This window comes from Comamonas kerstersii (genome assembly GCF_002056725.1).
Taxonomy (GTDB): domain Bacteria; phylum Pseudomonadota; class Gammaproteobacteria; order Burkholderiales; family Burkholderiaceae_C; genus Comamonas; species Comamonas kerstersii.
This window is the reverse complement of sequence record NZ_CP020121.1, coordinates 3,148,470-3,171,732: the sequence shown is the minus strand read 5'-3', so window position 1 is coordinate 3,171,732 and position 23,263 is coordinate 3,148,470. Positions and strand designations below refer to the sequence as shown.

At 58.4% G+C, this 23,263-nt stretch carries 38 protein-coding genes; 26 read left to right on the top strand and 12 right to left on the bottom strand.

The window, feature by feature from the left end:
* Positions 1-56: 56 nt before the first annotated feature.
* The 11 genes from B5M06_RS14950 to B5M06_RS14905 form a co-directional block, all read right to left on the bottom strand.
* Positions 57-1,760, bottom strand: a complete 1,704-nt coding sequence (locus B5M06_RS14950; RefSeq protein ID WP_080025293.1) for a YqaJ viral recombinase family protein — start codon at positions 1,758-1,760, stop codon at positions 57-59.
* Positions 1,757-2,071 (bottom strand): hypothetical protein, encoded by a 315-nt coding sequence (locus B5M06_RS14945; protein WP_162777472.1) that lies wholly within the window; start codon positions 2,069-2,071, stop codon positions 1,757-1,759. The genes B5M06_RS14950 and B5M06_RS14945 overlap by 4 nt, the downstream gene beginning before the upstream one ends.
* On the bottom strand, positions 2,068-2,985 hold the full coding sequence (gene bet, locus B5M06_RS17785; protein WP_054067824.1) for a phage recombination protein Bet: 918 nt from the start codon (positions 2,983-2,985) through the stop codon (positions 2,068-2,070). Before bet ends, B5M06_RS14945 begins: the two co-directional genes overlap by 4 nt.
* Positions 2,982-3,188, bottom strand: coding sequence for a hypothetical protein (locus B5M06_RS14935; RefSeq protein WP_054067825.1), 207 nt, complete (start codon positions 3,186-3,188; stop codon positions 2,982-2,984). The genes bet and B5M06_RS14935 overlap by 4 nt, the downstream gene beginning before the upstream one ends.
* A gap of 133 nt (positions 3,189-3,321) precedes the next feature.
* Complete coding sequence (locus B5M06_RS14930; RefSeq protein WP_162777473.1) at positions 3,322-3,582, bottom strand: hypothetical protein; 261 nt, start codon at positions 3,580-3,582, stop codon at positions 3,322-3,324.
* A 236-nt stretch (positions 3,583-3,818) separates the two neighbouring features.
* Positions 3,819-4,166 carry a hypothetical protein gene (locus tag B5M06_RS14925; protein WP_054067827.1) on the bottom strand — a complete coding sequence of 116 codons (348 nt, stop codon included), beginning with the start codon at positions 4,164-4,166 and terminating at the stop codon, positions 3,819-3,821.
* Complete coding sequence (locus tag B5M06_RS17155) at positions 4,163-4,321, bottom strand: hypothetical protein (RefSeq protein WP_162777474.1); 159 nt, start codon at positions 4,319-4,321, stop codon at positions 4,163-4,165. The genes B5M06_RS14925 and B5M06_RS17155 overlap by 4 nt, the downstream gene beginning before the upstream one ends.
* A gap of 340 nt (positions 4,322-4,661) precedes the next feature.
* Positions 4,662-4,871: a hypothetical protein gene (locus B5M06_RS14920; protein ID WP_080025392.1), complete on the bottom strand. Its 210-nt coding sequence runs from the start codon at positions 4,869-4,871 to the stop codon at positions 4,662-4,664.
* A gap of 454 nt (positions 4,872-5,325) precedes the next feature.
* Entirely contained in the window at positions 5,326-5,556 is a 231-nt protein-coding gene (locus B5M06_RS14915) for a hypothetical protein (RefSeq protein ID WP_054067829.1), read from the bottom strand.
* Positions 5,553-6,524, bottom strand: coding sequence for an SDH family Clp fold serine proteinase (locus B5M06_RS14910; RefSeq protein ID WP_080025292.1), 972 nt, complete (start codon positions 6,522-6,524; stop codon positions 5,553-5,555). Before B5M06_RS14910 ends, B5M06_RS14915 begins: the two co-directional genes overlap by 4 nt.
* 73 nt (positions 6,525-6,597) lie before the next feature.
* Positions 6,598-7,272 (bottom strand): LexA family protein, encoded by a 675-nt coding sequence (locus B5M06_RS14905; protein WP_080025291.1) that lies wholly within the window; start codon positions 7,270-7,272, stop codon positions 6,598-6,600.
* 70 nt (positions 7,273-7,342) lie between these two features.
* Here B5M06_RS14905 and B5M06_RS14900 point away from each other — a divergent pair, with 70 nt between their 5' ends.
* The 8 genes from B5M06_RS14900 (at position 7,343) to B5M06_RS14860 (ending at position 11,143) form a co-directional block, all read left to right on the top strand.
* On the top strand, positions 7,343-7,549 hold the full coding sequence (locus B5M06_RS14900; RefSeq protein ID WP_054067831.1) for a helix-turn-helix domain-containing protein: 207 nt from the start codon (positions 7,343-7,345) through the stop codon (positions 7,547-7,549).
* Positions 7,550-7,552: 3 nt separating this feature from the next.
* Positions 7,553-7,783, top strand: a complete 231-nt coding sequence (locus tag B5M06_RS14895) for a hypothetical protein (RefSeq protein WP_054067832.1) — start codon at positions 7,553-7,555, stop codon at positions 7,781-7,783.
* A 181-nt stretch (positions 7,784-7,964) separates the two neighbouring features.
* Positions 7,965-8,846, top strand: coding sequence for a helix-turn-helix domain-containing protein (locus B5M06_RS14890; RefSeq protein WP_054067833.1), 882 nt, complete (start codon positions 7,965-7,967; stop codon positions 8,844-8,846).
* A 16-nt stretch (positions 8,847-8,862) separates the two neighbouring features.
* A complete protein-coding gene (locus tag B5M06_RS14885) occupies positions 8,863-9,318 on the top strand; it encodes a hypothetical protein (protein WP_054067877.1) in 456 nt (151 codons plus the stop codon).
* Positions 9,319-9,343: 25 nt separating this feature from the next.
* Positions 9,344-9,844: a RuvC family protein gene (locus B5M06_RS14880; RefSeq protein ID WP_054067834.1), complete on the top strand. Its 501-nt coding sequence runs from the start codon at positions 9,344-9,346 to the stop codon at positions 9,842-9,844.
* Entirely contained in the window at positions 9,841-10,314 is a 474-nt protein-coding gene (locus B5M06_RS14875; protein ID WP_080025289.1) for a DUF1367 family protein, read from the top strand. Before B5M06_RS14880 ends, B5M06_RS14875 begins: the two co-directional genes overlap by 4 nt.
* On the top strand, positions 10,311-10,517 hold the full coding sequence (locus tag B5M06_RS14870; RefSeq protein WP_054067836.1) for a hypothetical protein: 207 nt from the start codon (positions 10,311-10,313) through the stop codon (positions 10,515-10,517). The genes B5M06_RS14875 and B5M06_RS14870 overlap by 4 nt, the downstream gene beginning before the upstream one ends.
* A 269-nt stretch (positions 10,518-10,786) precedes the next feature.
* Complete coding sequence (locus B5M06_RS14860) at positions 10,787-11,143, top strand: hypothetical protein (protein ID WP_054067838.1); 357 nt, start codon at positions 10,787-10,789, stop codon at positions 11,141-11,143.
* Positions 11,144-11,537: 394 nt separating this feature from the next.
* On the opposite strand, the gene B5M06_RS14855 is transcribed toward B5M06_RS14860, so the two are convergent.
* Positions 11,538-11,762: a hypothetical protein gene (locus tag B5M06_RS14855; RefSeq protein WP_054067839.1), complete on the bottom strand. Its 225-nt coding sequence runs from the start codon at positions 11,760-11,762 to the stop codon at positions 11,538-11,540.
* A gap of 48 nt (positions 11,763-11,810) precedes the next feature.
* Here B5M06_RS14855 and B5M06_RS14850 point away from each other — a divergent pair, with 48 nt between their 5' ends.
* From B5M06_RS14850 to B5M06_RS14770, 18 genes are all read left to right on the top strand, one after another.
* Positions 11,811-12,308: a terminase gene (locus B5M06_RS14850; RefSeq protein ID WP_054067840.1), complete on the top strand. Its 498-nt coding sequence runs from the start codon at positions 11,811-11,813 to the stop codon at positions 12,306-12,308.
* Complete coding sequence (locus B5M06_RS14845; RefSeq protein ID WP_054067841.1) at positions 12,295-13,569, top strand: terminase large subunit domain-containing protein; 1,275 nt, start codon at positions 12,295-12,297, stop codon at positions 13,567-13,569. The genes B5M06_RS14850 and B5M06_RS14845 overlap by 14 nt, the downstream gene beginning before the upstream one ends.
* 6 nt (positions 13,570-13,575) lie before the next feature.
* The gene (locus B5M06_RS14840; protein ID WP_054067842.1) at positions 13,576-14,955 is read left to right on the top strand and encodes a DUF4055 domain-containing protein; all 1,380 of its coding nucleotides are present in this window, start codon (positions 13,576-13,578) and stop codon (positions 14,953-14,955) included.
* Positions 14,955-16,064: a phage minor head protein gene (locus B5M06_RS14835; protein WP_054067843.1), complete on the top strand. Its 1,110-nt coding sequence runs from the start codon at positions 14,955-14,957 to the stop codon at positions 16,062-16,064. Before B5M06_RS14840 ends, B5M06_RS14835 begins: the two co-directional genes overlap by 1 nt.
* A 61-nt stretch (positions 16,065-16,125) precedes the next feature.
* Positions 16,126-16,380 carry a hypothetical protein gene (locus B5M06_RS14830; protein ID WP_240183944.1) on the top strand — a complete coding sequence of 85 codons (255 nt, stop codon included), beginning with the start codon at positions 16,126-16,128 and terminating at the stop codon, positions 16,378-16,380.
* A gap of 111 nt (positions 16,381-16,491) precedes the next feature.
* Positions 16,492-17,004: a hypothetical protein gene (locus tag B5M06_RS14825; RefSeq protein WP_054067845.1), complete on the top strand. Its 513-nt coding sequence runs from the start codon at positions 16,492-16,494 to the stop codon at positions 17,002-17,004.
* Between the two features lie 169 nt (positions 17,005-17,173).
* Positions 17,174-17,878, top strand: coding sequence for a DUF6651 domain-containing protein (locus B5M06_RS14820; RefSeq protein ID WP_054067878.1), 705 nt, complete (start codon positions 17,174-17,176; stop codon positions 17,876-17,878).
* A gap of 15 nt (positions 17,879-17,893) precedes the next feature.
* Positions 17,894-18,886 (top strand): major capsid protein, encoded by a 993-nt coding sequence (locus tag B5M06_RS14815; RefSeq protein WP_162777475.1) that lies wholly within the window; start codon positions 17,894-17,896, stop codon positions 18,884-18,886.
* A 37-nt stretch (positions 18,887-18,923) separates the two neighbouring features.
* Complete coding sequence (locus tag B5M06_RS17150) at positions 18,924-19,085, top strand: hypothetical protein (RefSeq protein ID WP_162777476.1); 162 nt, start codon at positions 18,924-18,926, stop codon at positions 19,083-19,085.
* A 3-nt stretch (positions 19,086-19,088) separates the two neighbouring features.
* Positions 19,089-19,505, top strand: coding sequence for a DnaT-like ssDNA-binding protein (locus B5M06_RS14810; RefSeq protein ID WP_054067847.1), 417 nt, complete (start codon positions 19,089-19,091; stop codon positions 19,503-19,505).
* A gap of 3 nt (positions 19,506-19,508) precedes the next feature.
* Entirely contained in the window at positions 19,509-19,889 is a 381-nt protein-coding gene (locus B5M06_RS14805; protein ID WP_054067848.1) for a hypothetical protein, read from the top strand.
* The gene (locus B5M06_RS14800; protein ID WP_054067849.1) at positions 19,889-20,284 is read left to right on the top strand and encodes an HK97 gp10 family phage protein; all 396 of its coding nucleotides are present in this window, start codon (positions 19,889-19,891) and stop codon (positions 20,282-20,284) included. Before B5M06_RS14805 ends, B5M06_RS14800 begins: the two co-directional genes overlap by 1 nt.
* Positions 20,281-20,679 (top strand): DUF4128 domain-containing protein, encoded by a 399-nt coding sequence (locus B5M06_RS14795; RefSeq protein WP_054067850.1) that lies wholly within the window; start codon positions 20,281-20,283, stop codon positions 20,677-20,679. Before B5M06_RS14800 ends, B5M06_RS14795 begins: the two co-directional genes overlap by 4 nt.
* Positions 20,680-20,758: 79 nt before the next feature.
* Positions 20,759-21,412 carry a phage tail tube protein gene (locus tag B5M06_RS14790; protein ID WP_054067851.1) on the top strand — a complete coding sequence of 218 codons (654 nt, stop codon included), beginning with the start codon at positions 20,759-20,761 and terminating at the stop codon, positions 21,410-21,412.
* Between the two features lie 88 nt (positions 21,413-21,500).
* On the top strand, positions 21,501-21,833 hold the full coding sequence (locus B5M06_RS14785) for a phage tail assembly chaperone (RefSeq protein ID WP_054067852.1): 333 nt from the start codon (positions 21,501-21,503) through the stop codon (positions 21,831-21,833).
* On the top strand, positions 21,833-22,162 hold the full coding sequence (locus B5M06_RS14780; protein WP_054067853.1) for a DUF1799 domain-containing protein: 330 nt from the start codon (positions 21,833-21,835) through the stop codon (positions 22,160-22,162). Before B5M06_RS14785 ends, B5M06_RS14780 begins: the two co-directional genes overlap by 1 nt.
* Before the next feature lie 98 nt (positions 22,163-22,260).
* Positions 22,261-22,800: a hypothetical protein gene (locus B5M06_RS14775; RefSeq protein WP_054067854.1), complete on the top strand. Its 540-nt coding sequence runs from the start codon at positions 22,261-22,263 to the stop codon at positions 22,798-22,800.
* A 12-nt stretch (positions 22,801-22,812) separates the two neighbouring features.
* A complete protein-coding gene (locus B5M06_RS14770; protein ID WP_054067855.1) occupies positions 22,813-23,262 on the top strand; it encodes a hypothetical protein in 450 nt (149 codons plus the stop codon).
* The last annotated feature ends 1 nt before the right edge of the window (position 23,263 follow it).

Below are 23,263 nucleotides of genomic sequence, written 5' to 3'. Positions count from 1 at the left end.
GTGGGAAAAGAAAAAGCCTGCTGGGTTAGAGCAGGCTTGCGGTGGTAGCTATCAATTTATGCAGTGACAAGCACGCTTTGCAGGTGGGCGATCATGGCTTGCACCATGGCGGGCAAGTCGCAGGCCGCGTAGTGCTTGGCCGTGGATTTCTCCACCTTGCGAGCTTCAAAGCCCAGCTCGGCCAGGCCAGCAGCATCCACCTTGATAGGAGCCAGCAAGGTGTTGATCTGCCCCAGCGTCAGCGTTTCGCCTTCTGCTTTTGCTGCAACTTCAGGAGCAGCTTGCGCGCTCTGCACCTTGGTTTCTGCTGCTGGTGCAGCTGAAACTGGCTCTTGTTGTGCGCTGGCAGCTTCTTTTTGTGCAGCAGCTGCAGCATTGATGGCTGCCTGGGCCTGCAGCTTGGCGGCTTCTTCGGCGCGGATGCGCTCGCGCTCGGCCTCCAGGCGCTGGGCCTCGGCCTGCTTGTGCTGGTTGATGCGCAGGGCGGCCAAGGCTTGGAAGTCTTCTTCAGCCTTGGCCCCCACGGTGGCGAAGTCAGCAAACAGGGCAATCCAGTCCGTGCCGTCTTGCACCAAGTGCTTGCGGTTGGCCTCCAAGCGCTGGGCCAGCACATTGGCTTCGTGCTTGGCGCTGGTCAGGGCTACGGCCACGGCGTCTTCCATGTTGGCCAGCGACTTCTTGCCCTTGATCACTTCGCCAAAGCCTCCGGCCATGCGTGGCAGCCAGTTGGAGCCTAGGCGCTGATTCAGGGCTTGAATGTGCTGGTCGAGCTGGGCCTGCGCGCTGGTCACGATGGCCGTACGGCGCGCCTCCTTCTCAGCGGCCACCAGCTTTTCCGTTGCCAGTCGGGTGGTGCGCGCCAAGTTCTTGAGGTCAGCCACGGTGCGGCGCATCACTTCCACATCGCTGATCTGGGCCAGGGCACCATCTTCAGCGGCGGTCAGCGCTTCTTCGGCCTTCTTCAAGGCCTTGGTCGCAGCTTCAGCATCAGCAAACTCTTGGTCAGTAGCAGGCTTGGCCGGAATGCGTGCAATGAACTGGCGCAGTGCATCGCCAAAGGCATCCAGATTGCCGCCCACGGTCAGGGCGCCATTCACCTGTACCACCACGGCGGGCAGGCTTTCCACGGGCGCGGCCACGGCGGGGGCAGGGCGCTCGGCGGTGGGGTCGTAGGCGGCCACGTCCTTTTCCAGTTGCTCCCAGCCTGCAATGATCTGGGCGCGCAGCTCATGGTCTGGGTAATACCAGCAGTGGCGCTCCTCGATCAGCTGGCCGTCGCCAGTCCACTCGCTGGCCATGAACAAGATGCGATCGCAGCCGGACACCATGGCCTGCTGCTCCATCTGGACGCGGTACTGCATGGGGAGGTCTTCACCGGTGCAGCCCTCGGCCATGGCTTCGCGCAGTGCCTTGTTGAGCGTTTTGTGTTCAAACGCTGCATCGTGCATGAAGGTCAGGCCGTCAAAGCTGGCAGAGAATTTCCCATTGGTGCCCACGCAGGGCGACAAGTCCTCGCCAATGATTTCTTCAGCCAGCGGCCGGGCCAGTGCTTCAAAGCGGTGGCCGTCATCGAAGCGGCGCTGTGTGGCCGCGTCCACCTCTTGGCCAAGGCCGGTGGCCAGCTCTTTGACCAGCTCCGAGCGGGTCTTGTAGCTGCTGCAGCCCATCATGGCGGGGGCGTCTGAGGCGTTGAAGTGCTTGGCGCGATGGGCATGCCAATCAGCACTACCCTGTATCAGGTTCACGATTTGCATGCTCATTTTGTGTCTCCGGTTGTCAGAATGCCTTTGAGCGCAGCCTCAGCCATATCAATGACGGGCTGCAGCTTTGCAGCCTCTGCGACGTAGCGCTCAGCGGTCTTGTTGATTGCGTCTTGCAGCAGGTCTGCATCGATTACGCAGTAGCGGCCATGGTCTTGGTTGTACTTGTCAGCCTGCGGGTTGAAGATTTGCACGGTTACCCCTTTCGGGGCTTCTTTGTTGCGGCGCGATAGCAAGTCAGCAAGCAATGACGCTTGCTCTTTTGCTTCAGAGATCGCTTTTAGACGGTCGAGTGCTTGCTTTATGTTCATGGTGCTTGCTCCAGTTCCGCCTGCTTGGCGGCAAAGATTTCTTCAATGCGCAGCTTTGCTGCTTCGTCGGTGATGGCTTCCATCAGCCCGGCCAGCTCGTAGAGCTTGTCCAGGTCGTTGCAGGCCTGCATGTCTGCGGCCAGCTTGTTGGGGTCAACCTGCGGGGCGTCTTGTGTCTGTGGCGCTGGTTGCTGCAGCTTGGCCACTTCGGCGCGCAGCTGCTTTTCTTGCTCGGCCGTGACGCGGCCTTTGCTCTTGAGCCATGCCAGCACTTCATCGAGCGGCTTGCCGTCTGCGATGCCCTTGACCCACTTGGGCAGGCCTGCTGCCCAGCGGTCTGCTGGCCACTCGGGCTGCTCGACCACTTCGGCGGGGCCCATGTCTACGGGATGGCGCTGCTGGGGCTGCCCTTCAACAATGCGCTCAGCCTCGTCCTGGTCGTAGATGCCGCCATAGCCAAAGGCCAAGCGGGCGCACTGAATCATTGCCTTGTGACGCAGCATGCGCTTGGGGTGGGACTGCCATGGGCCCGTGCCGCGCTTGCATTCAGCCATCCACTCAGTGACCTTGATGGGGCGGTTGCGGTCCTTGCGGAAGATGATGCAGGTGCAGGACTGCTCGTCTTGCTCAAACTCGATGCCATCGAACTGCGGGTGCGAGTTGATGATGCGGCTCCAGCCATCCACCCCCACCACAGGCACGATGCCGTTGTTCTTGTCTGGGAAGGCATAGATTTCCTTGGTCCAAGGGTTCAGCGCGTACTGATTGGCCACCACCATCAGGGCAGTCATCTGCGCATCAGACACCTGGCCTTTGAATGCCGTGGCCTTCAGGGTTTCGATCAGGCCAGCACCATCGCCCATGTTCAGGGTGGCGGCCAGTTTCTGGGTCAAACTTACAAGAGCGTTGCTCATACATACCTCAGCTGGTGATTGCGGTTGATAAAGGGGAGGGGCTTGGCCCGTTTTGCTGGCTGCCCCAAGTGCCATGCGCCGCAGTGCGTGCACTTGTAGGCAGTCATGGCGTGGTCGTGTCTGGCGCTGGAGCGCCGGGCAAGGCCTTGCGCACGCTGGTAGTCCAGTGGCACCTTGCCGGTGGAGCATTCCAATGGGGTCATGTGCACCTCGCTATGAGTCCGGCACAGCCAGTGAAGAAGCAGACCGTGGCCACCCACCAAAACAAAGCCCGCACAGCGGCGGGCTTCATGGGGCGTTTGCGCTTGGGCATGCGCTGGAGCTGGATGGGCGGGGTCATGCTTGCTCCCCTAGAGCTTTGGCTGTTGCTGCAAGTGCAAGATCGATTGCAGGAACCTCCCCAGGGTCGTATTCCCCCCCAAGACCGTTCTTTCCAAATGCCTCGAGCATCGCTTGGAGCGCCTCCAGCAAATCATCCACAGCAGCCAGCTTGCGCGCTTCTGCCTCTGTGCAGTGCAGCAGGTTCGGCTGGCTCAGGCCGTGCAGGTGGTGATAGTTCGGCCCCATGCCTTGGGCTGGTCTTGTGCTCAATGTCATGCCGCCCTCACCACAATTCCCGCCCATGGCGTGCCAGCAAACAAAAAGGCCGCTGCAGTAGCGGCCTCGCGGGTGGGGAAAGAGTCACGGCTCGGCTGGCCGTTCACTTTGAAGATGTATCGCATGGTCTTGTCTCCTATAGCGCATCCGCGCTGTGCTCTGAATCGGTCGGCCCCAGCAGCTCCCGCACTTCCTCGGGGCTGCGTGGTGTGGGGTATTGCGGGGGAGGGGTGTAGTCAAAAGGCGTCATCGGTGGGCACGATCAGGTGGTATTGCGTGTGCGCATGTCGCTCCCGCAGCAGCTGGCGCAGCTTCTCGGCCTGTGGGTGGTCAAGCGTGACCAGCTCGGCAAAGGCACTGGTGATGTCGCTGTCAGCATCCAGTGCGTCGGTGAAGACTTCGTGCATCGTCCAGCTGCTGGAGAGCTTCTTGCTGAACCATTGCACCGGTGTGATGGCCTTTGTCTCGCGCTCCAAGATCTGTAGGGCGTGCTCCTGGGCAGCTTCAATAGCAGCTTCGTGTGCTTCAGCTGCGTCAACATCTGATTGGTAGCGGTCGAGCAGCATGGTGTCGTAGCAGGTCATAACTTCACCTCTTTCTCGTCTTGCTGGGGTGCTGGCTGGTTCATGCTCTTGATGACGTAGAGCGCTTCATTGAAGCCAGCGACATAAACGTCTTTTTGCTCGTCGGTCAGAAACCGCGGTGCAATGTCTTTGGTGATGGGCTCAGGAAAACGCATAGGGCAGTCTCCAGAAACAAAAAAGCCTGCGCGGCGGCAGGCTGGTGGGAATAAAAGGCCGGTGCCCGGCGGGGCTGTCGTGGGAACTTGGTAAGGGAGGGAGGAGATGCCCACGACCCGGCTGGAAAACGATCATTGAAGCTGGCCGGTGCTGATCTCCGGCTCAGGGCAGCGCTTGTTTTTTCATGGCAGTTGCATAGCCCTTTCGGGTACAACCTAGGACATCGTCTGCGCCGGTTCATTTCCAACACGCCGCGCATCAGCCTGCGCATTCAGCTTCAATGATCGCCCTGGATGACGCTCCAGGCGGCGGTGTTTTATGCCCACGGGGCTCTATCGCTTACATGACCTTCTCCAGCTCGGCTTCCGGCAAGAGTAGGCCGTGCTCACGGCAGTAGGCCATCTGCTCGTCATAGCCTGCATTGACCAGCACCAGCGTGCCGTCCGGTGCGTAAATGTTGCGCTTGCAGCCGTATTTGCCCAGGCGCTCGATGCGGTAGCCGTGGCGCAGCCAGCATCCGTTGGGGCTGTTGGGGTGTGGTGTGCCCATGTAGTTCTCCAGTGTGTTGACCAAACCGCAGCACCCTCAGCGAAGGCACTCTGGTTTGCACTCGTATCGCGTGACGGGCGGCACTGCAGGTTCTCCCAGCCGCTGCAGGCTTCCACCCCCGGCCTCAGAAGGGCGCAGACCTCGGCGGCTGCTCAGCTACGGGATTCCTTCGCTGCCTTCGTCATTGGCTTGATCGCTTGGGTGCACCTGCTGCTGCGCTCCTAAGAGCTGGACCTTCCTCTTGCTTCGATTCGGTTCAGGGTGCGTATCGCTCCCCCTTCGGTCGTTTCGCGTTTGGTGCTGCGATGGGGTTAATGTAAGTGTTCTAACAATAAGTTGTCAAGCGTGCTTACATAAATATTTTTAGAGTGCTAACATTTCAGCCATGACCACACACCACACAGACGAAAAAAAGCCCGCTCGGGGCGGGCTTTCGGGCATGAGAAGCTAGCGTTTAATACGCGAACTCTTCGAGGAAAGGCTTATTCAGGGATTGTTGTGCGGCAGACAGCATCTTTGCAAACTCAGTAGATGTCTCGGCCTGCGCCTTGAAGATGTCTGCATAGGTGTCGTTGCCATCTTCAGATGAGAGCGAGGCAAGCGCAGAGTTAAGTCGTTGGCACTCAAACATGCCAATGGAAGCACTGCCTGGCAACAGGTCTGCAATGGATGTTGTATGTGTCATGCGTAGCTCTCTTCGGTTGGTGTGTGCAAAGCAGCGAGCGATTGTACCGTAGGTAAGCCGACTTCCGCTGCAGGCGTTTCCTCAGCCGGATTGGCCGATGCATCGGCAGAATTTTCCTCTTGCTGTCGTTCTTCGATTGTCGGAGAAGGGCGCAATAACTCTACTAATTCAAGCTCTTCTCGCATGGCAAACCACAGGAGTTTTATCAACTCTTCCTCATGAGGAATTAGTGGGGGAATGTGATTGAAAAGTTCCTTGGCTTCCTTACGGTCAATCACGAAGCTATGTGATGGATACCCGGCAACAAGCTTCTTTAAAGAGCCTTCTTTGAGATTTTTACTATAGGAATTGAGACGTTGGCCATATTCGTGAGCAATTTGAATTGCTCGCTGCATTTCACCAATTCGATTTGGATCAATCTGCGCATAAAGAGGTTCAACTGTGCCTCGAGCCAGTTGTGTTGCAAGTTCGCCGGCCATTTTTGTCGAAAATCTAAACCGTGCACGCATTTGCATCAGGCTATCGGCGAAACTTTTCTGAGCATGTTCTAAGGCGACAGAAAGTGCTTGCGTATAGTCTAGGCCTGAGCCTCGCTCAAGAATTTCGGAGTGTTTGCTGACTTGAACGTCAAGTGGGCCAAGTTCGCCTTGATCCCCGATGGCAAGCTCCTTGGCACCAATGGCGATTAGTGTGCCTGCGCTTTTACAGAAGCTTGGAACGACGATTCGTATCGTGCCGTTTTTGTAGTAGTGTTGCAAAGCTCTTGCGATGCGAAACCCGGCATGAGGATCACCACCCCGTGTGGTGAGAAAAATAGTGCAATTTTCTTTACGGTTCTCGCCTAAAGTGCTGAAAATATCTGTGATCCGTTCATGTAAAGTACGATTTATTTCATGACTGACAACTAAAAAGTCTGTATTTGGATTGGCACTATGAGCGGAATTAATTGCTTTTTGATAGTTATTCATATCTCCTCCGTATTTAATAATTTGTTGAAGTGGGATTTTGTATCTTAAAAAGAGCTCACATTTTCTTCGTTTATCACTTCCTCCGAAACTTCCTGCGGTGCTCGATCATCGTGCCAATGACGCACAGGTGCTGCTCGTCGCTGCGCAGGATGGGGTAGTCGTCATTCAGCGGTACCAGCTCAAACACTTCATTGCCTGATGCGTCCAGCCCACGCACACGGTATTTCTTGAAGGTGGCTTCCTGCTTGGTATTGCGTGCGGCCACAAAGTCACCGGGGCGGGGCGTGACTTCTGGGTCAATCAGCACGCGGTCACCGGGCCGGAAGTCGGGCAGCATCGAATCGCCCTCAATCTCCAGAAAGAACGACCACGGCGAGGTGTCGTCGTCGCCGTACTCCACATCAAAGCCATCGCCTGGGCTGTAGGGGGCGGAGATTTCCTTGAGAGCACCCGCCTGGATGCTGGAGATCACGGGGTATGGGCGCATGCCAAGGGGGGCGGGCTTGGCGTTGGCGTCGAATGGCTTCGAAGCATCTTTTTCTGGGCCTGTTCCTGTAGCAATCCACATTGCGCTAAAGCCCGTCGCAGCAGCCAGCTTGACGGCAGGTGCTGTCTTTAGGCTTTTTGTTGGCCCGTCCTTCCATTGAGTAACTGCAGACGAGGAGACCCCGGCAATTGAAGCCAGGTCGCCAACGGTTTTGCCCGTCTCTGCCATCAGTTTGGCAATCCGCTCTTGTAGTGTCGTCATGTTAGTTAGCTTACAGGTTATAAATGTTAGAGTGCTTGCAAATAATCTGTAAGAGCACTAACATCTGCGCATGACTAAAGACGAAGCTATCTCTTTGCTTGGTGGCTCTGTAGCCAAAGCTGCAGAAGCTATTGGCATCAACTCTCAGGCGATTTCGCAATGGCCGACGGTTCTCCCGGCGCGCTTGGCGGATCGTGTCCAGGCAGCCCTGTACCGCAAGCACTTGGTGGAAACACAAGGCCAGTCCGAGAGCACCCCTGCAACCACGGAGGCCTGACTCATGACCACCGTGCAATTCCCCGTCACCGACGACCAACGCCAGGTCTATGAGCTGCTGCTGGCTCTGCGCGTGGCCGACAACCTGCAGCGCCTGTATCTGCTGGCGCAAGAAGAGGGGTTGGTGAATCTGGTTCGTGAGCATGTGCCCAGTGTGCTGGCTACGCGCTTTCCAGAAAACCAGCTGATCGCTAAAGCATTAGCAGGCGCTCACAAGGAAGGCGGTGCAGCGTGAGAAATACAGCAGCAGCGCAACGTCCTACACAGCGCAGCGCCTGGGACATTCCAGCGCGCTCCATCGCTCAAGACATGCAGCACAGCACCAACCTGGCCCGCACACCCAAGCCTTGCCAGCACTTTCACATCCCCAAACCAGCTGACACGCACCGCAGTCAGCGCATTGCGAGAGCAGCGATATGACGGAATCTCAATTTGCTGTCGTGCCACTTGAGGTGGTGCAAGACCGTCGCTTGACACTGGAGCAAACCCGCGTACTCGTGGCGCTGTTCAGCTTCCGCAACAAGGTGACCAACACGGTGTGGCCATCACGCGCTGCCATTGCCGAACGCACAGGCATGCACCCCTCGAACATCAGCAGTGCAACCACCGCTTTGGTGAACCTCGGCTGGCTGGTCAAAGAGGGAAATGGTGGTCACTCCAAAGCGACCCGTTACACCCTGTGTGTACCGGATCTGGTCAAGCCGGAAACGGTAGCCCATTCGGCTACGGTAGCCGATTCGGCAACGGTAGCCCGTTCGGCTACTCAAACGGTAGCCGATTCGGCTACACCCCCCCTAGCCGATTCGGCTACACGCAAAGAACAGTCCATTGAACATACCAATGAACAAAAGAATACAGCGCGTGCGCGCTCGACTGCTCCTGCTCAACCGGATGGTGTGACGGATCAGACCTGGGCCGATTGGCTGCAGCTGCGCAAGACCCTGAAGGCTGCGGTGACGCAAACCGCCATTGATGGCATTGCCCGTGAAGCCACATTGGCTGGCTACACGCTGGAGCAGGCTTTGGTGACCTGCTGCGCCAACGGCTGGCGCGGCTTCAAGGCTGCCTGGGTGGCGCCGAAGATGCCCAGCGGCTTCTCTGGCCAGCCCAACGGCCTGACCGAAACGCCTTACCAGCGTGCTGCACGCCAGCGCGTCGAGGAAATGAACCCTGCCGTGGCGCGCAAGGTGGCCAGGCCCAATGCCTTCGAGCAGTCCCAGGCCTTCCTGGACAGCACCAACAACGTCATCGACGTGACGCCTCGTCACCCACGCCAACCCTCGCTGATCGGAGGCTGAGATGCAGCAGGACACCATGACTTTTGACGACATCATCGACGCCATTTTTGGCCGTATGGCTGTGCGCTATGGCACGGAATGGCTGCGCAAGTGGGAGGGCGTGGACATGGCGGCAGTGAAGGCCGACTGGAAGCACGAGCTCAAGGGCTTTAGCTCCAACCTGGAGCCGCTGCGCTATGCCCTGAAGCACCTGCCTGTGAAGTGCCCCACGGTGGCCGAGTTCCGCAGCGTGGCCAACAGCTGCCCACCACCGGAGTTCAAGCAGCTGCCTGCACCTCACGCCAAGCCAGAGCTGGCCAAGCAGGTGGTGGGCGCGGTCAAGCAAAAGCTGGGTGGCCTGCCGGTCAAGGACCCCAAGCAGTGGGCCAGAAACATCATGGCCCAGGTAGAGGCCGGCAAGAACGTCCCCTCGTATCGCGTGCGTGAAGCGCGAATCGCCTTGGGCAAAGAGGGTGCCCAAGCGTGGCAATGAATAACAAAAAAAGGAGCGCAAAACGATGATCGTGATTGGAATTGACCCCGGTTTGACAGGCGCAGTGGCAGTGATGGACCACAACGGTGTGCGCGCAGTGTTTGACTTGCCCACCATGCCTGTGCCCGGTGCCGGCCCCAAGGCGCTGGTGAAGAACAAGATCGATGGCCGCGCCCTGTGTCAGCTGCTGCTCAAGCACTGCCCAGCCAGCGAAGGCAAGCCCCGCGTGTTCCTGGAGAAGGTCAGCACCATGGGCGGGGCCAACAATGCGGTGCAGACGCAGGGTTCTCTGATGCGTTCCCTCGGTGCTATTGAGACGGTGGTCGAGTGTTTGAAGTGGCCGCTTGAGCAGGTAGCTCCACAGACGTGGAAGCGTCTGTATGGGCTTGGATCGGACAAGGCTGCAGCGCTGAACAAGGCGCGAGAGCTGCATGAGGAGGCTGCAGCCGACTTGAGGCTGGCCAAGCACCATAACCGTGCCGAAGCCATTTTGCTGGCCCACTGGGGCCGCCAGGAGGTGGCATGACCAAGCTTGTGTTGACACGAAGCGAAGAGGGCAAGCTCTGCGGATTGGACGCCAAAGCAGAGCGCGCCTATGCAAAGTTCAAGGCGGCTGTGTCCAAGCTGATGCCTGGCGAGACTTTGGCATTCAGTTACCGCCTGCCGCGCAGCCCAAAACACCATGCCTATTTTTTCAAAAAGCTCTCCGTGCTGCTTGAGCGCCAAGAGGTGGTGCGCGACATGGACAAGCTGCGGGAGTGGCTGATCGTTGGTGCAGGCTTCGTTGACTACTACTTTGGTGCTGACGGGCAAATGCACGCCAAGCCTAAAAGCATGGCCTTCGATGAGATGGAGGAAACGGAATTTGCTGAGCTGCATCGTGCCGTGGACGAATTCCTCTACACCGAACGCGCACAGGCCTTTCTCTGGCCGCAGCTCACACCCCAGCAGCGCTGGAACTGTGTGGAGAGCTTTATGTTGGAGGTGCAGAGATGAACACCTGCCACGAATGCAAGCACTGGAACCCCAAGGCTACGGACACCATGCTGCGCTTCGGGTTCGCCCGCTGCGACAGGAAGGCACTTCCCGGGCACACCTTGAGCGCCAAGGCCCAGGCTTGCGCTGAGTTCAAGCCTCTGGAGGCAGAGAAGGTGCAGGCCCGTGTGGTCTGGCTGAAGCAGCGGAAGGCCATCGCATGAACAACCAGCTGACAAAGACTGAGCGCGAACACTTGGCCAAGGTGAAAGCCTTGCCCTGCAGTGTCTGCGATGCACCAGGCCCCAGCGAGGCCCACCACATCCAGCAGGGCCAGCAATACACCTGTGTGGCCCTGTGTCCTGACTGTCACCGTGGGCCGATTCTTGGCTGGCACGGCCAGCGCCGGATGTGGGCAATCAAAAAGATGGAAGAAATTGACGCTCTGGCAGTAACAGTCAAGCGCTTGATGCAACAAAAATAGGAGCAAAACTTGATCGAAACCCAAAGCATCGACACCACAGTCAACGAAATCCTGAAGGAGTGGCACGTCTGGTCTGCTGCAGAGGGGTGGGGCAAGGGCTACGGCAGCCGCTCCGCATCGTGCAATGACGGCACAGGCGGCACGACCGAGTGGGAGATTGCCGACATGCAGACTGTGGATGCAGTGATCGACGCCATCCCTCAGCCGCACCGCACGGCCATCGCGTTCATTGCACGCAACCTGGCCACGGGCGCGAAGGTCTGGTCGAGCCCACGCCTGCCAAGCAATCCAGCAGAGCTACAGGTGCTGAATCTTGAGGCGCGCAACATGCTCACGCGGGGCTTGATTGAAAAGGGCGTTCTGTGATATTGACGCACTCGAGATTTTTGGCACAATAGCCACCGGGTCGGGATAGCCGCGCCCAAAATTTCCAAAGCCTCAGCCTCGCCGCTGGGGCTTTTTTGTTTCTGTCACCGCCAAGCGCACCCGGCAAAGCATGCATCACGCATGGGGTGCATCCTTGGTGGTGGCCCCACATTCCTCCCCCGAGTCAGCCGGGGTCGCGCCTGAGCGGTCTGATGGCGCGAAAAATCGGCCGCGAGCTGTCGCGGAGCTGGCACACAGCGAACAGGCAGCACCCTGCGCCACATGGCGTAAGCCCTCAAGGGTGCCCAGATTCTTTTACGCCAGCCACACCGAGCAACGCCCCGCACCCCACGCGCCCAAGGGTTCACGCTTGGCAGTGGCTGGCACCAATACATTAGCTTGCAAGAGTGAGAAGCTCGCCTGTTGTGACGACTTGAAACTGCGATTCAGAGATCTGATTCACTTTGTTCCGATTCATATCCTCAAGGTATTGGAGGCCGGGAACAACAGCGTTTGGGTTGTCCAATGTACCAGCGGGAAAGTATTCCTGATAACAGATGATTTGCAGCTTGCTGCCGTGAGCATCCAAAACGCTGTAACGCTTAACTTCTTTAATCATTCAGTCCTCCTTATTAGAGGATGAGCATCTTCTAATGAAAGCCTCGGCATGGCAACCAAACCGGCAAAGAAGGCTGCGCCGGTTAAGAAAGCGATTGGCCGGCCCAGTAGATACAAACCAGAATTCGCAGACCAAGCCAAGAAGCTGTGCAAGCTGGGAATGATCGATAAGGAGCTGGCTGAGTTCTTTGGTGTGTCTGAGCAAACTCTGAATGCTTGGAAGAAAGCGCATCCTGAGTTTCTTGAGTCCTTAAAGGGTGGCAAGGCCTTGGCTGATGCTGAGGTGGCCGCCAAGCTTTTTCATCGGGCAACAGGCTATGAACACCCGGACAGCGACATCAAGGTCATAAACAACAAGGTGGTGATCACCCCAATGGTGAAACACTACCCACCAGACACCACGGCGGCCATCTTCTGGCTGAAGAACCGTCAGCCCAAGAAGTGGCGCGATAAGCCTGAAGGCACGGATGGCGAAGACGACAAGCCCATTCCCGCCAAAGTGGTGGTCAACGTAGTAGACGCGAGGGCCGACGATGCCGACGCTTAACGTCCCTCAGTCCAAATTTCTGGCGCTTGAGAGCAAGTACCGCGCCTTTGTGGCCGGGTTTGGCTCTGGCAAAACATGGGTGGGTTGCGCTGGCCTGTGTGCCCATGCGTGGGAGTGGCCGTGCATCAATGCAGGCTACTTTGCCCCCAGCTTTCCGCAGATTCGGGACATCTTCTACCCGACCATCGAAGAGGTGGCCCACGACTGGGGCCTGCGGGTGGAGATCAAGGAATCCAACAAAGAGGTGGACTTCTACTCGGGCAGACAGTACCGCGCCACGGTGATCTGCCGCTCGATGGATCGGCCGCAGTCGATTGTGGGCTTCAAGATCGGGCATGCCTTGGTGGACGAGCTGGACGTGATGGCCACGCCCAAGGCTGAGCAGGCATGGCGCAAGATCATTGCCCGTATGCGCTACAAGGTGGATGGGCTGAAAAACGGCGTGGACGTGACAACAACCCCTGAAGGGTTCAAGTTCACCTACCAGCAGTTCAAGAAGATGCCAGCCGAGAAGCCTTCGCTGGCCGGGTTGTATGGCTTGATTCAGGCCAGCACCTACGACAACGCCAAGAACCTGCCTGCGGACTACATTCCATCGCTGTTTGAGAGCTACCCCAAGCAGCTGATTGCGGCTTACCTGCGCGGGCAGTTCGTTAACTTGGCCTCGGGCAGCATCTACCCAGACTTTGACCGGGTGCTGAACAACAGCTTTGAGTCCATCCAAGAGCGTGAGCCCTTGATGGTGGGCATGGACTTCAACCGATTGAAAATGTCTGCGGTGGTCTACGTGGAGCGTGATGGCTGGCCGGTGGCTGTGGAAGAGATCACGGACGGGCGCGACACGCCCTACATGGCAAGGCTGCTGCGTGACCGATTCCAAGCCAAAGGGCATGCCGTGACGGTGTACCCGGATGCCTCGGGCGGCAACAGCAGCTCCAAGAACGCCAGCGAGTCTGATCTCTCGATCCTGCGTGAGCACGGCCTGACGGTGCGTGCCAACCCGACCAACCCTGCGGTGGCTGACCGCATCAACGCTGTGAACGCCCTGATCTGTAATGGTGACGGCGTGCGGCGCCTGAAGGTCAACACACTGCGCTGCCCCAAGCTGACCGAGTCGCTAGAGCAGCAGGTTTATGACAAAAACGGCGAGCCTGACAAGTCCAATGGCCTTGACCACTTGAACGACGCGGCAGGCTACCCGATCGCTTACCTGTGGCCCATCGTCAAGAAGACAGCTCAGGTGCAGCCATTCCGAATGTGAGTCCCTATGGCACTGCAAGTACATGAACGCGACCCCAAGCTGGACGCGATGGCCGCGCATTGGCCCAAGATTGACGCTTTGCTGGGTGGCACTGCTGCCATGCGCGCAGCCAAGACAACCTATCTGCCGCAGCAACCCAGCGAGAGCGATGAGGATTATGAGTACCGCCTCAGCACTTCTACGCTGTTTCCTGCCTTTGAGCGTACCTGTGGGGTGATGGCAGGCAAGCCGTTTTCCAAGGAGTTGACGCTGAACGGCGTACCTGCTGCTGTGGAGGCTTTGCTGGATGACATCGATGGCGAAGGCCGCAGCCTGCATGCCTTTGCTTCGGATGCCTTTACCGTTGGCGCAATTCAGTATGGCTTTGGTGGCATTCTGGTGGACTTCACTCGCACTGATGGCGAAGTCAAGACCAAGGCTGACGAGGAGCGCTTAGGGGCGCGCCCCTATTGGGTCTATGTGCGGCACGATCAGATTCTGGGCTACAAGACGGCCTTGCAAGGCGGGCGCGTGGTATTCACCCAGCTGCGCATCAAGGAAGTGCAGGAAGAGAAAGATGGCGAGTACGGCACCAAGGCTGTGAACTGCGTGCGCGTGCTGTACCAAGGTCGCTGGGAGCTGTGGAGAGAGCGTGCAAACAGCGGCAAGGCTGCCTATGTGCTGGAAGAGGACGGCGTTACCACGCTGCCCTATATCCCGTTTGCGCCTCTGTATGGCACGCGCCTGGGGTTGATGCATGGCATGCCGCCATTGCTGGGGCTGGCTGACCTGAACATCAAGCACTGGCAGCACCAGTCTGACCAGGACGATAGCGCACGCTTTGCTCGTAAGCGCCTGCTGGTATTCACCGGCCTGACAACGGATGACAAGATCACCATTGCCTCTGACATGGCCCTGCGTCTGCCGCCAAATGCTGATGCCAAGGTGGTGCAAGGCTCTGCCGAGGCTGTAACCGTGGGCCGCACTGAGCTGGAGGCGCTGGAGCAGCAGATGATCCAGACCGGCGCGGAGCTGCTGGTGGCAACACCCGGCCAGCGCACAGCAACCGAGGCCAGCAACGACGCCGAAGCCAACAAGAGCCAGCTGCAGCGCATTGTGGAGAACTTCGAAGACGCACTGGATCTGGCTCTGCAGTTCACTGCAGACTGGATAAGCGCGGGCGGGGGTGGTTCGGTGGCGTTGTTCAAGGACTTTGCAGCCAATAGTCTGTCTGATGCATCGGCGCAGCTGGTCGTGACCATGGCGCAGGGTGGGCTGATCACCAAGGTGACGGCGCTCAAGGAGATGCAGCGAAGGTCTGTATTGAGCCCTGATCTGGATGCAGACACAGAGGCTTCACTGGCGAAAGAGGCCGAGCCATCGCTGGGAACCAGAGGAATTGAGTAATGCCAAGCATCAACGACCTGCTGCAAGACGAATCCATTCGACACCAGGTCGCCTTGCAGGGCTACACGACCAACGTACTGCACCGGCTGCTGGCCGTGCTCAATCGCTCCGACAAGCGCCTGATGGCTGAGTTGGCTGAGAAGCTGGCCGACTTCGACCCGACGCTGTTTTCCATGGAGCGGCTGGAAAGCCTGCTGACCAGCGTGCGCAGCCTGAGCGCGGCTACGTATGCCGAGCTGGGCCAAGAGTTGACCAAGGAGCTGCGCGAGTTCGTGGGCTATGAGGTCAGCTACCAGCACCAGATGCTGACCGAGCACTTGCCGGTGGCTGTGCATGTCGCTGCCGTCAGTGCTGAGCAGGTCTATGCGGCTGCGATGGCTCGCCCGTTCCAAGGCGTGCTGCTCAAAGGCGTGTGGGCTGACCTTGACCGCAACAAGATGCAGCGGGTGCGGCAAACGATTGCCCAGGGCTTTGTCGAGGGGAAAACCACCGACCAGATCATCCGAGAGCTGCGAGGCACCAGAGCCAAGGGCTACTCGGACGGCATCATCGAGCGTGACCGGCGCGACGTAGAAGCGGTGGTGCGCACAGCGGTGGCCCACACGGCAGGAGTGGCGCAGGACAATGTGATGCAGGCCAATACGGACTTACTCAAGGCGCTGCAGTGGTCGGCCACGCTGGATTTGCGCACAAGCCCGCAGTGCCGCATCCGCGACCGCAAGCTGTACACGCCTGACGAGCACAAGCCTATTGGCCACAAGGTGCCGTGGGGCGCAGGGCCTGGGCGCCTGCACTGGCGCTGTCGCTCTGGCCAGGTGCCGGTGCTCAAGAGCTTCAAAGAGCTGGGCATCGATGTGCCGGAGATCGAGGTGGGCGACAAGACGCGGGCCAGCATGGACGGCCAGCTACCAGCTGACACCAGCTATGCGGACTGGATCAAGAAGCAAAGCGCAGCGCGGCAGGACGAGGTTCTCGGGCCGACGCGCGGACGTTTGCTGCGGCAGGGCAAGCTGGAAATGGCAGACCTGTACAGCGCCAGGGGTGAGCTATTGACCTTGGATGACCTGCGCAAGCGCGATGCTGAGGCTTTTAAGCGGGCAGGGTTGTAGGCACAATGGCGTGATGCCGCTTGAACTTGTCCCGCCAACCCCGCCAGATCGCAAGACCGCCATGGTCGAGCGCATCAAGGACATTGCACGCCCCGATGGCATGTTGCAGTGCAGCCGCTGCGGCGGCAGGGACACGCTGATGATCCGCAACGGGGATCGCATCGTGGGCGGCAAGATCAAGGCAGGCACGGTGATCGAAAAGGGCATCTGCCCGCATTGCTACAAGCGCGGCGTGATCGTCGACCTGATGCCGCCAAAGCCGAAGATCGTGAAAGCGCCAAAGCCAAGGCGGACAAAGCCAAAGCTAGTCAAATAAACCAAGCCAGTCCCGCGCTGGCTTTTCTCATTTCAAGAGCTGTCAAGCAGCCATACAGCAAACCGCCCATCGAGGCGGTTTTTTCGTTTCCATCGTTGAAAAGGTAATCCAATGAGCAAACTGACCTTCAATGGTTTTGAGTTCAATGTCATCCAGCACAGCGGCCAGCCGTACTTGACGCTGCAGGAAATTGCCCAGGTGCTGTATGCAAAGGAAGGGGGTCCCCAAAGTGCGACCCCCTTTACACGAGTTCGTGATTTGTACCGTCGCCATGCTGACGAATTTCGATCGGACATGACTGCTCTGGTCAAGATGCAGACCGCTGGCGGCTTGCAGGAAGTGCGCATTTTCAGCCTGCGTGGTTGCCATCTGCTGGGTATGTTTGCCCGCACTGCTGTTGCCAAAAAGTTCCGGGTGTGGGCTTTAGATGTGCTGGATGAGCACCTGAATGCTGGCAAAGGCTGGCAGCAGGAGTTCAACAAGGCTTGGCTGGAGTACACCAGCGAAAAGGCCGTGGCCAGCTTGTGCGGTCGTGGCCTGAATCAGTGGCGCTTGCGCAAGAGCCCACTGGAGCAGCGTGTTGAGCATCTGGCAAGCCAAGCGCAAGTAGCGCTGCCTCTCTGATTACTTCTCGCTGGAAACGAGTTGACCGCCTTCGGGCGGTTTTTTTATTCCCGCCCACCTGGAGCAATCCCGGTGGGTTTTTTATTGCCCGAACACGGTGGATGCCAAGTAGGGCGCATCGGGCTGGATAGCCCAAAGCACAGGCCGGATGGCCGGAAAGAGCAAGCAGATGAAACTCAAACTGGACGCGCAAGGTCATGTCGTCGTGCAAGACGGCAAGCCTGTCTATGTCACCGACGACGGCCAAGAGGTGGCCTTTGACGCCGTGGAGACTACCGCCGCCATCAAGCGCTTGAACGGCGAGGCCAAGGGCCACCGCGAACGCGCTGAGGCGGCTGAAAAGGCGCTCAAGGCGTTTGAAGGCATTGACCCGGAGGCTGCGGCCAAGGCGCTGGACACTGTAACCAAGCTGGATCAAAAGAAGCTGATCGACGCTGGCGAGGTGGACAAGGTGCGCGCTGAGATCACCAAGAACTGGGAAAGCAAGCTGTCGGAGGCCGAAAAAGCCAAGCAGGCGCTGGAGCAGCAACTGCATAACGAGCTGATCGGCGGCAACTTCGCACGCTCCAAGGTGATTGCGGAGAAGCTGGCCATCCCTGCCGACTTGGTGCAAGCAGCCTTTGGCTCTGCGTTCAAGGTCGAAAACGGGCGTGTTGTGGCCTACGACAAGAACGGCCAAGCCATCTACAGCAAGGCAAACCCCAGCGAGCCTGCCGGGTTCGATGAGGCGCTGCTGTCGCTGGTCGATGCCTATCCCAACAAGGAGCACATCCTGAAGGGCTCTGGCGCAAGCGGCTCCGGTGCGGGTAGTTCATCTGCGGGCAAGACAACCATGACGCTCACTGAGCAGCATATGGCAGCCAAAAACCGTTAATGACAAAGGAACACTATGGCAACGACCAAACTTTCTGACTTGATCGTCCCCGAGCTGTGGACGCCTAACTTCCTGCTGGAAGACCCTGCGCTGATTGCCTTCTTTAATTCTGGCATCGTGGCGCAAGACAATGTGCTGGCAAGTCTGGCCTCTGGCGAAGGCTCGACCTTCCACATTCGCCACATGAACGACCTGGGCAACGACACTGAAAACTCGTCCAGCGACGACGATGCTCAGAAGTCCACGCCCAAGAAGGTTACTGGCGGCGAGCAAATCGCGGTCAAGCTGATGCGCAACCAATCCTGGTCCAGCATGGACTTGGCGGCAGCGCTGCACAGCCCCGACCCAGTGGCAACCATCCGCTCGCGCATTGCCAGCTACTGGGCTCGCCGCTTCCAGGCTGCGGCCATTGCTGTGCTCAATGGTGTGCTGGCTGACAACACAGCCAACGACAGCGGCGACATGCTGTACGACCACAGTGCATCTGGCGCGTCTGACAAGACCATTGCCGGTGATGCCATCATCAACGCGACTGCCACCATGGGCGACCGCTTGAACGATCTGGACAGCATCGCCATGCACTCGGTGCAGTACGCCAACCTGCAAAAGCGCCAGCTGATCCAGTACCTGCGCGATGGTGAAGCCAATATCAACTTCCCGACCTACCTGGGTCGCCGCGTCATCGTGGACGATGGCCTGCCTGTAACCGGCGCTGGCACGCAGGAAGACCCCTTCAAGTACCTGGCTGTGCTGTTCCAGTCTGGCACGCTGCGTATGGGCTTTGGCACTCCCAAGAACCCCATGGAAGTGGAGCGCGTGCCTGATGCTGGTAACGGCGAAGGTCAGGAGATCATCTACAGCCGCCAGCACTTCATCTTGCACCCTGCGGGTTTCAAGTACAAGGCCGACACCTTCAACCCCAGCAACACAGTGCTGGCTACCGGTGCAACTTGGGACCGCGTGTTTGCACGCAAGCAAGTGCCGGTTGCATTCCTGCGCACCCTGTAAACCAAGGCCCCTCGGGGCCTTTTTCTATGGAGGGCGTATGCCTGAACTGATCGACATGATTCGCGCCTCTGTGTGGCAGCAGCCCGCGCAGCCTGAGCCAGAAGCGCCCAAGGCCAAAACCAAGGGCAAAGCCAAGCAGGAGCAAGCTGCACCTGAGCAGCAGCCCGCGCAGCCTGAGCCAGAAGCGCCCAAGGAGTAAGCCATGGCACTGATCGTCGCGCCCGATGAGGGCTTTGATTCACTGGTGAGCCTGGAGGATGCGGCGCAGTACATGGCAGACTTCGGGCACGTCTGGACGGATGACGCCGCCAAGGGTGAGGTCGCCTTGCGCAAGGCCACGCAGTTTCTGCTGACTAGCTACAGCATCAAGCCTGAGTGCCTGGACCCTGTGCACACCAGCGTGAAAGCGGCGTGCTGCGAGGCGGCTGCGCGTGCGCTTAAGGGTGATTTGGTCAAGGACACCGATGGCCGCGTCAAGACTTCTCAGACCGTGGGCCCCATCACCACAACCTGGGCAGAAGGGGTGCAAGGCGGCAAGACCTCCTACCCGGTGATTGATGCGCTACTCAAGGGGCTGACCGAGGGTAATGCGCTGGGTGTGAAGCTGGTGCGGGGGTAGGTCATGACTATCGACTACGACGAAATCGCAGCCGATGCGCTGGAAGCCATCCAGGAAGCGGGGCAGGCGGTGACGCTGAACGTCCCCGGCTCTGGCGGTGGCTACATCCCAGGCCAAGGCGTTGTGCCAGCCAATCCGGCCACGACTGCCGAGGGCATCGGCGTGCTGCTGGACTACACCCAGCGGGAAATCGACGGCACGGTCATTCAGCACGGCGACCAAAAGCTGTTGCTGGCGCCTCAGATTGAGGTCGTGCCCACCACCGCGCACACGGTCACGGCCATGCACCTGGGTGTGAATAAGGCCTTCACGGTCAAGAACGTGGGCGCGGTGGCTCCTGCTGGCGTGCCTGTGCTGTACATCCTGCAACTGCGAGGTGCGTGATGGGGTTTGCTGCTGATCTTCGTAGGCTGTGCGAGGCCGCAGGCGACAAGGCTGAAGTGGTAGTGCGTAAGGCGGCGCTGGAGATTGGTGGGCAGCTGATTGACCGCTCGCCGGTAGACACCGGGCGCTTTAAGAACAACTGGGTGACATCCATGGGTTCTATGTCTACGGCCACAGGCGGCAATGCGGACCCATCTGCTGGAACAGCTAGAACCCTGCTCAAGACGCAGGTGGATGGCTGGAAGCCAGGGCAGACCATCTTCATCACCAACAGCCTGCCGTATGCGATGCGCCTGGAGCACGGCTACTCCAAGCAGGCTCCTGCTGGCATGGTCAAGCTGACCGTGCAGAACTACGCCCAAGCGGTGGCTAAGGCCGCCAGAGAGCTGAAATGAACCCAAACCTGATTGATGCGGCCTTAGAGTCGCATTTGTTGACCCTGCCGGGTGCGCCGTCCATTGCCTGGGAAGACGTGGCTTTTACACCCACAGTCGGCCAAGCGTATTTGCAGGTCAACCAGCTGCGCAACACACCCATCGACCATGCTGAATCGCTGGATGTTCGGGAAGATCGCGGCATCTTGCAAGTGACGGTAGTTCACCCGGCAGGGAGCGGCAAGGTAGCAGCGCTGGATCTGGCTCACAAGGTTGCACAGCACTTTGCCCTTGGCACGCGCCTGGAGTTCGCTGGCGGCGCTGTCACGGTGTACCACTCCCCAGACATTGGCACGGCTTACCCCGATGAGGGGTGGCTGCGCATTCCTGTGTCCATCCGCTGGACGACGGCCTAGCCGACTAGCTGCCCGCAAGGGCTTTACCCAATCCATGACCCGCCTTGTGCGGGTTTTGTTGTTTTAGAAGGAGGCAAACATGCCATCTTTACCTACCGGCGCACGTCACTCGCTTTGCACAGTCTTTGCTGAAGAAGTCGCAGTGACCGCCATCTCGAACGCCACCGAGGCCGTGTGTACCGCTCCCGGTCATGGCCTTGTCGCTGGTGACATTGTGCTGATCGAGTCGGGCTGGTCGCGCCTGAACAATCGCTCGTTCCGCGTCAAGTCGGTGGATGCCGATACCTTCACACTTGAAGGCAAGAAGGCCAACACCAGCAACACGGAGTTCTACATTCCGGGTGGCGGCGCCGGTTCGGTCAAGAAAGCCATCACATGGGTGGACATTGACCAGGTGATCAGCACCAGCACCAGCGGTGGCGAGGCCAAGAAGGTCACGTACCGCTATGAAAACGATGAGAACGAGTACGAAATCAATGACGGCTGGACACCGGTGTCCCGCACCATGGAAATCGACTCGGACGCTATCGACACCCCCGGCTACAACGCGCTGCTGGACCTGACCGAAGTGCAGACCACAACCATCATGCGCACGATCAACCGCAATGGCTCGATCACGCTGCTGCCTTGCACTGTGGCTCTGAACGAAGAAGAGATTCGCCAAGAAGGCCAGATCAACCGCGTTCGCGTGGATGTGTCCGGCAAGGCCCGCTCCATTCGCTACAAGTCCTAAGACTTGACCCTTTGCGCCTGTCGCGCCTCTTCCCTTTGAGCGGGGAGGGCGCGGCGGGCCTTTTTGTTGACCCGCTCAAGGATAAGCAATGACAGAACGCAAACACCCTAAATTCACGCTGGAAGCTGATCCCACCTTTGAATTGCCTGTGCTGATTCCCCGCTTGGGACTGCCCAGCGCAGAAGTGCAGGTGACATTCAAGGCGCGCAGCCCTGAAGAAATGGTGGCGCTTGATAAGAAATTCCGCGAAGAAAAGCCCAGCGATGCTGAAGCAGTGCTGGAAGTTGCCAGCGGCTGGAGTTTGGCTGATGCCTTCACGGCAGACAACATCGCCGCAGCCCAAGCCAAGCATCCCGGCTTTGCGGGCGCAGTCATCAAGGCCTACTTCCGCGAATACGAGCGCGTGCGCCTGGGAAACTGATGGATGTCGGGTGGGTGATGTACTGGCAAGCGCCAGAGGTGGCCGAAGGCTTTGAGCTGGAGGATTACCTGCCCGACGATGTGGCCGTCTGGCCTTGTCATGCGCAGGCGGCATGGTTCTTTACCGAGTTCTGCGGCACGCAATGGCGCTACAGGCCTGATGGTTGTGTTGCAGGGCTTGATTACACCGCTGTGCTGGCATGCATCAAGAGCCTGGGCCTCAAGAAAAAAGAGCAGCACAAGCTGTTTGCGGATGTGAGAGCTATTGAGCATGGCGCGCTGGTTGCCTCGCACAAGAAGGGTGAGCAGACGCCACCTTGGCGAAATTGATGGGTTGCTATACTTAGCGTGCTCTCCAACAGCGATCAGCCATGACTACATATTGCACAACTCCAATCGCCACCCCTCTACAAGAGGTGAGTGCAGCTATGGGCGCTGTCAGTGAGTCTGTGCAGCTTTTTGCTAATGCATATATAGCCCGCGCAAAGAAACAATCCTTAGAGCCTGGTGCGGCGCGGAAAGCAGAAGCTGCCCAGCTCAAGGTTCGTTTGCAGAACTTTTGCAAAAGCGTGAATGATGAGTTGGTGAGGGCAGACCCAATGCAAAAGCAGCAGATCATTGAGCAAATTGTTGCGAGAGTGCCTGTTTGGGTCAGGCTTTTCGACGAACTGTTGCTTTCATTTGAAGAGCTGGAAGGAACGCTAGCACTGGCTCCCAGAGAAACAAGGCGCAAGCATGCCGAGTGGGCACAACGCCTTCGTTCTGCGAACACCGACACACACGCGATGCGTGAAATGCTCTTGGATCTTTTGGAGCAGGTTGATCCTACCCCTGACGATTACCTAGAGTCTGAGGTTCGTGCTCGCCATGGCAATGACGCCGACCGGTTGATGCAAGGTTTCGAGGCGCTTGCAACCTCGGATGCGTTCACTTTGGATGCATTTAAAAAACGGCACAACCTTCGCTAGGGGCCATGAGCAGTGGCACCGGTTATTTTCGTCAGCGACGAGCTTAAAAGCGCCTTGCCTGCAGTCGAGCTTGCTGACTTGGTGGATGAATTCCGGTGGTGGAAAGCAGACCCCGCACGTGAATACGACAGTCCTTGGTTTGGAAAAGACTCCAAACTTCTAAGGCCAACGGTAGATGGTGTTGCTTATGTGATTTCGCACTGCCACTTGATTCCAAAGAACAGTACCAGTGACTATCTGCGCTGGCAAAGGGACTTCAGGCACAGGGCTAGAAAAACTAGCGACCGGGTGCTTTTCTACATTGAGGATGCAGGCAAGTTCTTTCTTGTCGATATTGTCGATGACCCCGGAGCGCATGAAATCATGCGAATGACGGATCGCAATGGGAAAGCGTTTATGCAGAAGTGCGCAGATCAGGCCAAGGCTTTCTTGGGCGGTGCGCTGGCATTAGAGCCAGCATAGG

Excerpts from the sequence above, each read along its gene's own strand:
- B5M06_RS14875 (WP_080025289.1), top strand. The coding sequence starts at position 9,841 with ATGACCAAGCTTGTGTTGACACGAAGCGAAGAGGGCAAGCTCTGCGGA.
- B5M06_RS17150 (WP_162777476.1), top strand. The coding sequence starts at position 18,924 with ATGCCTGAACTGATCGACATGATTCGCGCCTCTGTGTGGCAGCAGCCC.
- B5M06_RS14895 (WP_054067832.1), top strand. The coding sequence starts at position 7,553 with ATGACCACCGTGCAATTCCCCGTCACCGACGACCAACGCCAGGTCTAT.
- B5M06_RS14925 (WP_054067827.1), bottom strand. The coding sequence starts at position 4,166 with ATGACCTGCTACGACACCATGCTGCTCGACCGCTACCAATCAGATGTT.
- B5M06_RS14950 (WP_080025293.1), bottom strand. The coding sequence starts at position 1,760 with ATGAGCATGCAAATCGTGAACCTGATACAGGGTAGTGCTGATTGGCAT.
- B5M06_RS14920 (WP_080025392.1), bottom strand. The coding sequence starts at position 4,871 with ATGGGCACACCACACCCCAACAGCCCCAACGGATGCTGGCTGCGCCAC.
- B5M06_RS14790 (WP_054067851.1), top strand. The coding sequence starts at position 20,759 with ATGCCATCTTTACCTACCGGCGCACGTCACTCGCTTTGCACAGTCTTT.
- B5M06_RS14890 (WP_054067833.1), top strand. The coding sequence starts at position 7,965 with ATGACGGAATCTCAATTTGCTGTCGTGCCACTTGAGGTGGTGCAAGAC.
- B5M06_RS14825 (WP_054067845.1), top strand. The coding sequence starts at position 16,492 with ATGAGCAAACTGACCTTCAATGGTTTTGAGTTCAATGTCATCCAGCAC.
- B5M06_RS14845 (WP_054067841.1), top strand. The coding sequence starts at position 12,295 with ATGCCGACGCTTAACGTCCCTCAGTCCAAATTTCTGGCGCTTGAGAGC.
- B5M06_RS14870 (WP_054067836.1), top strand. The coding sequence starts at position 10,311 with ATGAACACCTGCCACGAATGCAAGCACTGGAACCCCAAGGCTACGGAC.
- B5M06_RS14930 (WP_162777473.1), bottom strand. The coding sequence starts at position 3,582 with ATGACATTGAGCACAAGACCAGCCCAAGGCATGGGGCCGAACTATCAC.
- B5M06_RS14900 (WP_054067831.1), top strand. The coding sequence starts at position 7,343 with ATGACTAAAGACGAAGCTATCTCTTTGCTTGGTGGCTCTGTAGCCAAA.
- B5M06_RS14795 (WP_054067850.1), top strand. The coding sequence starts at position 20,281 with ATGAACCCAAACCTGATTGATGCGGCCTTAGAGTCGCATTTGTTGACC.
- B5M06_RS14840 (WP_054067842.1), top strand. The coding sequence starts at position 13,576 with ATGGCACTGCAAGTACATGAACGCGACCCCAAGCTGGACGCGATGGCC.
- B5M06_RS14785 (WP_054067852.1), top strand. The coding sequence starts at position 21,501 with ATGACAGAACGCAAACACCCTAAATTCACGCTGGAAGCTGATCCCACC.
- B5M06_RS14855 (WP_054067839.1), bottom strand. The coding sequence starts at position 11,762 with ATGATTAAAGAAGTTAAGCGTTACAGCGTTTTGGATGCTCACGGCAGC.
- B5M06_RS14915 (WP_054067829.1), bottom strand. The coding sequence starts at position 5,556 with ATGACACATACAACATCCATTGCAGACCTGTTGCCAGGCAGTGCTTCC.
- B5M06_RS14780 (WP_054067853.1), top strand. The coding sequence starts at position 21,833 with ATGGATGTCGGGTGGGTGATGTACTGGCAAGCGCCAGAGGTGGCCGAA.
- B5M06_RS14835 (WP_054067843.1), top strand. The coding sequence starts at position 14,955 with ATGCCAAGCATCAACGACCTGCTGCAAGACGAATCCATTCGACACCAG.
- bet (WP_054067824.1), bottom strand. The coding sequence starts at position 2,985 with ATGAGCAACGCTCTTGTAAGTTTGACCCAGAAACTGGCCGCCACCCTG.
- B5M06_RS14820 (WP_054067878.1), top strand. The coding sequence starts at position 17,174 with ATGAAACTCAAACTGGACGCGCAAGGTCATGTCGTCGTGCAAGACGGC.
- B5M06_RS14830 (WP_240183944.1), top strand. The coding sequence starts at position 16,126 with ATGGTCGAGCGCATCAAGGACATTGCACGCCCCGATGGCATGTTGCAG.
- B5M06_RS14935 (WP_054067825.1), bottom strand. The coding sequence starts at position 3,188 with ATGACCCCATTGGAATGCTCCACCGGCAAGGTGCCACTGGACTACCAG.
- B5M06_RS14805 (WP_054067848.1), top strand. The coding sequence starts at position 19,509 with ATGACTATCGACTACGACGAAATCGCAGCCGATGCGCTGGAAGCCATC.
- B5M06_RS14880 (WP_054067834.1), top strand. The coding sequence starts at position 9,344 with ATGATCGTGATTGGAATTGACCCCGGTTTGACAGGCGCAGTGGCAGTG.
- B5M06_RS14945 (WP_162777472.1), bottom strand. The coding sequence starts at position 2,071 with ATGAACATAAAGCAAGCACTCGACCGTCTAAAAGCGATCTCTGAAGCA.
- B5M06_RS14800 (WP_054067849.1), top strand. The coding sequence starts at position 19,889 with ATGGGGTTTGCTGCTGATCTTCGTAGGCTGTGCGAGGCCGCAGGCGAC.
- B5M06_RS14810 (WP_054067847.1), top strand. The coding sequence starts at position 19,089 with ATGGCACTGATCGTCGCGCCCGATGAGGGCTTTGATTCACTGGTGAGC.
- B5M06_RS14910 (WP_080025292.1), bottom strand. The coding sequence starts at position 6,524 with ATGAATAACTATCAAAAAGCAATTAATTCCGCTCATAGTGCCAATCCA.
- B5M06_RS14850 (WP_054067840.1), top strand. The coding sequence starts at position 11,811 with ATGGCAACCAAACCGGCAAAGAAGGCTGCGCCGGTTAAGAAAGCGATT.
- B5M06_RS14905 (WP_080025291.1), bottom strand. The coding sequence starts at position 7,272 with ATGACGACACTACAAGAGCGGATTGCCAAACTGATGGCAGAGACGGGC.
- B5M06_RS17155 (WP_162777474.1), bottom strand. The coding sequence starts at position 4,321 with ATGCGTTTTCCTGAGCCCATCACCAAAGACATTGCACCGCGGTTTCTG.
- B5M06_RS14885 (WP_054067877.1), top strand. The coding sequence starts at position 8,863 with ATGACTTTTGACGACATCATCGACGCCATTTTTGGCCGTATGGCTGTG.
- B5M06_RS14775 (WP_054067854.1), top strand. The coding sequence starts at position 22,261 with ATGGGCGCTGTCAGTGAGTCTGTGCAGCTTTTTGCTAATGCATATATA.
- B5M06_RS14815 (WP_162777475.1), top strand. The coding sequence starts at position 17,894 with ATGGCAACGACCAAACTTTCTGACTTGATCGTCCCCGAGCTGTGGACG.